Annotated in this window: 7 protein-coding genes; 4 read left to right on the forward strand and 3 right to left on the reverse strand. The window is 67.7% G+C overall.

Annotation, left to right across the window (positions count from 1 at the left end; translation table 11 throughout):
- From DSP71_RS16105 to DSP71_RS16120, 4 genes are all read left to right on the forward strand, one after another.
- Positions 1–305, forward strand: a 305-nt coding sequence (locus DSP71_RS16105; RefSeq protein WP_220151130.1) for a DUF4190 domain-containing protein, incomplete at its 5' end; no start/stop codon positions are given.
- Positions 306–360: 55 nt separating this feature from the next.
- The gene (locus DSP71_RS16110; RefSeq protein ID WP_058633205.1) at positions 361–708 is read left to right on the forward strand and encodes a DUF3099 domain-containing protein; all 348 of its coding nucleotides are present in this window, start codon (positions 361–363) and stop codon (positions 706–708) included.
- The gene (locus DSP71_RS16115; protein WP_046749137.1) at positions 705–899 is read left to right on the forward strand and encodes a hypothetical protein; all 195 of its coding nucleotides are present in this window, start codon (positions 705–707) and stop codon (positions 897–899) included. The genes DSP71_RS16110 and DSP71_RS16115 overlap by 4 nt, the downstream gene beginning before the upstream one ends.
- Positions 896–1,708, forward strand: a complete 813-nt coding sequence (locus DSP71_RS16120) for an SURF1 family protein (protein WP_046749138.1) — start codon at positions 896–898, stop codon at positions 1,706–1,708. Before DSP71_RS16115 ends, DSP71_RS16120 begins: the two co-directional genes overlap by 4 nt.
- Positions 1,709–1,724: 16 nt before the next feature.
- Here the strand turns inward: DSP71_RS16120 and DSP71_RS16125 are convergent, their stop codons facing one another.
- From DSP71_RS16125 to DSP71_RS24110, 3 genes are all read right to left on the reverse strand, one after another.
- Positions 1,725–2,162 carry a cupin domain-containing protein gene (locus DSP71_RS16125; RefSeq protein ID WP_113681594.1) on the reverse strand — a complete coding sequence of 146 codons (438 nt, stop codon included), beginning with the start codon at positions 2,160–2,162 and terminating at the stop codon, positions 1,725–1,727.
- A complete protein-coding gene (locus tag DSP71_RS16130; protein ID WP_113681595.1) occupies positions 2,159–2,776 on the reverse strand; it encodes a pyridoxal 5'-phosphate synthase in 618 nt (205 codons plus the stop codon). Before DSP71_RS16130 ends, DSP71_RS16125 begins: the two co-directional genes overlap by 4 nt.
- Positions 2,777–2,864: 88 nt before the next feature.
- The coding region (locus DSP71_RS24110) for an ATP-binding cassette domain-containing protein (RefSeq protein ID WP_258546497.1) at positions 2,865–3,223 on the reverse strand (359 nt) is incomplete at its 5' end.

Genomic DNA, 3,223 nt, shown 5'->3' on the forward strand with positions numbered 1-3,223 from the left:
ACCCGGTTGCTCCACCGCGTCCCACGAGCGGACTCGCCGTCACCTCCCTGGTGTGCGGCATCGCCGGTGTCGTCCTCATCTGGGCGATCCTCCCGATCCTCGCCTCCATCGCCGCGGTCATCACCGGTCACATGGCGCTCAAGCAGACCAAGAGCGATCCGAGCGTCGGAGGACGAGGAATGGCCATCGCGGGCCTGATCCTCGGCTATGCGATGATCGCCATCGGCGCCTTCACGCTCATCAGCATCATCATCAGCTTCCTGTTCGTCGGAGCGTTCAGCCTGCCGTTCATCTTCTCGCGCTGATCCGCGGCAGAAGCGGCACGCCGGGAGGTCCGCACCGGCGTAGGCTTGAGGCATCGTGAAGAACGCGCGTCAAATCCCGGCCGTCACCTCCCTGCCGCAGTCTCCGCAGGATGAGGGTGACCACCGTGTGCGTCGTTACGTGCTCACGATGTCCATCCGCATAGCCTGCTTCGCCCTGATGGTGCTGGTGCAGCCGTACGGATGGTACACCTGGGTCTTCGGGATCAGCGCGGCCGTGCTCCCGTACATCGCCGTGGTGTTCGCCAACGCGGGCAGCGACAGCACCGAGATGACAGCCGAGTCGCCGCGACAGGAGCTGGAGGCTCCCGGCCCCGCTCCGATCGCGAATGAGACGACCGGCCCGCAGGTGTTCACGATCCACGAAGGCCCGAAGGACCGATGACAGAGCTCGAATGCTCGCGCGCCGGCTGCCGGAGCGCGGCGACCAGACAGGTCGTATGGCGCAACCCCCGCATCCACGCCGCCGACCGGGAGAAGATCTGGCTCGCCTGCGACGAGCACGTGGACTACCTCCGCGACTACCTCGCGGCGCGGGACTTCCCGGTGACCGTTCGTGACGGGGCTCCCGCATGAGTCAGCGACTGCTCCGGTGGGGCGTCTACGTGCTGATCGCCATCGGATTCGCGATCGCGTGCGTCTTCCTGTCGAACTGGCAGTTCGAGCGGAACGAGACGAGAGCCGCCCAGATCGAGCTCGTCGAGCAGAACTACGACGCCGAGCCTGTCCCCCTGGCAGACCTCGTCGGGGAGGACGGCGCGCTCGACCCCTCGGATGAGTGGCGCCCGGTGACCCTGCAGGGCGAGTATCTGGCCGACGAACAGCTGCTGGTGAGAAACCGCCCGCACGGAGGAACCAGCGCCTTCGAGGTGCTGGTGCCGTTCCGCGACGCCGACGGCCGCGTTTTCATCGTCGATCGGGGCTGGGTACCTCCGGGCGACGGCGACGCTCCGGATTCCGTGCCGGCACCGCCCGAGGGCGAAGCCGAAGTCACCGTGCGTCTGCGCCCGGGCGAGCAGCTTCCTGCTTCGGGCCGTGGCGCCCCCGAAGGTCAGGTGCCGACCATCAATCTCCCGGCCATCGCGAAGCTCGTCGACGGCGATGTGATCACGGGCGCCTACGGCCGCGTCATCAGCGAAAGCCCCGCGGGCGAAGGCACCCTCGGGGGATTCGACTCCCCCACCGACGACCCCGGCCCGCACCTGTCTTACGCGATCCAGTGGATCCTGTTCGCGCTGATGGGCTTCATCTTCATCGGCTACATCATCCGGACGGAGATCGTGAAACACCGCGAAGAGGTCGAAGGCGTGCCGTCTCCGGTCAAGGTCAGCCGCCGCAAGGACCATGACGCCGACGTGGAGGACGAGCTGCTCGACGTGCGCTGAGCGCGGTCCGCCGCAGTCACTCCACGGGCCACGGCATGGGACGCTCCGGCAGCCGCGAGCTGTCGTCGGGAAGGTGTGGAAGCGCCTCCCCACCCGCGCGAAGACAGAGCCACCGCAGTTCACCGGGACTGTCCGGACGAGCCCGCCACGTGCGGGCGACCCCTTGCCCCACACGGACCACGGTCCCCGGCCCGACTTCCACCACATCGTCGTCGAGACCCATCTGCCCTCGCCCATGAAGGAACACGTACACCTCTTCGATCTTCCGGTGTACGTGCCAGTAGCCGGCTTCCTCCCCCGGCTGCAGGGCATTCGCGGTCATCCCGATGTACTGCATCGTCAGTTCGTGATCCACGACACGACGCCCGTCCCGCGAACGCGCGGCGTCGAAGCCGCCGTGATGCGCTCGCCATTCCTCGAGCGCTCCGATCTCCACCACCTGATAGCCGCTCATGCGTGCTCTTCCTGTCCGGCCGTTGTCCCTGTCATGGCCGCGGCCCCTGTCACCGTGAGATCCCACGCCGCATCCGTTCGCCGATACACGATCCGCGTGTGATCACGGTCGGCCGCCCCTTGCCAGAACTCGACGCGGGTCGGCACGAGCCTCCATAGGGCCCAGTCCCCCGGCGCGATGCCCGCCCTGGCCGCCGCAGACCGCGCCGCGAGATCGGCTGCGCTCTCGGCCTCGCCGGCCTCCTGGACCCGTCCACGTACACGGACGGCTCGCGCCAGCGGCTGCCACCAGAAGTTCAGCGCTCCGGCAGGGGTGCTCGCGAGCTGTGGCCCTTTGCGAGACGAACGCGCACCGGCGAAGGCCCACCCTCGCTCATCGACGTTCTTGAGGATCAACGTCCGAGCATCCGGTATGCCGTCTCCGTCGACCGTCGCCAGGGTCGCCGCATGGGGTTCGGCGACTCCGACGGAAGCCGCATGTCGGATCCAGTCCAGGAAGAGCGGAACCGGGTCGACGGGAAGTCCTGTGACATCGAGTGCTGGCGCGACGCCGGTGAGCGCCGCTTGTGCACGCAGCCAGCTCCCGGTGTCGGGCGATCGGGAGTCCGTCGGCATGTTCTCGACTATGCCACGTCCTCAGCCGCCTGAGAATCGGAGCGCGCGCTCGGGCAGCACCCGCTTCGGTCGGGAGGCGACTCCGACGTCAGGCGAGCTCGATGAGGTCCTGGTACTCCTGGCTCCAGATGTCCTCGACGCCGTCGGGCAGGATCAGCACACGCTCGGGGTTGAGCGACTGCACCGCCCCCGGATCGTGGGACACGAGCACGACCGCACCTTCGTAGTGTGCGAGCGCACCGAGGATCTCTTCACGAGAGGCCGGATCGAGGTTGTTGGTCGGCTCATCGAGCAGCAGCAGGTTCGCCGACGACACGACGAGCGTCGCGAGCGACAGACGCGTCTTCTCCCCACCGGACAAGACTCCTGCAGGCTTGAGCACATCGTCGCCTGTGAACAGGAACGACCCGAGCACCTTGCGCGCCTCGGTCTCGGTGATGTGCGGAG

The sequence above is a fragment of the Microbacterium sp. H6 genome (assembly GCF_003314775.1).
Classification (GTDB): Bacteria; Actinomycetota; Actinomycetes; order Actinomycetales; family Microbacteriaceae; genus Microbacterium; species Microbacterium oxydans.

What these genes read in the sequence shown, in the direction of transcription:
- DSP71_RS16115 (WP_046749137.1), top strand. Translation starts at nt 705, where the DNA reads ATGACAGAGCTCGAATGCTCGCGCGCCGGCTGCCGGAGCGCGGCGACC.
- DSP71_RS16120 (WP_046749138.1), top strand. Translation starts at nt 896, where the DNA reads ATGAGTCAGCGACTGCTCCGGTGGGGCGTCTACGTGCTGATCGCCATC.
- DSP71_RS16125 (WP_113681594.1), bottom strand. Translation starts at nt 2,162, where the DNA reads ATGAGCGGCTATCAGGTGGTGGAGATCGGAGCGCTCGAGGAATGGCGA.
- DSP71_RS16130 (WP_113681595.1), bottom strand. Translation starts at nt 2,776, where the DNA reads ATGCCGACGGACTCCCGATCGCCCGACACCGGGAGCTGGCTGCGTGCA.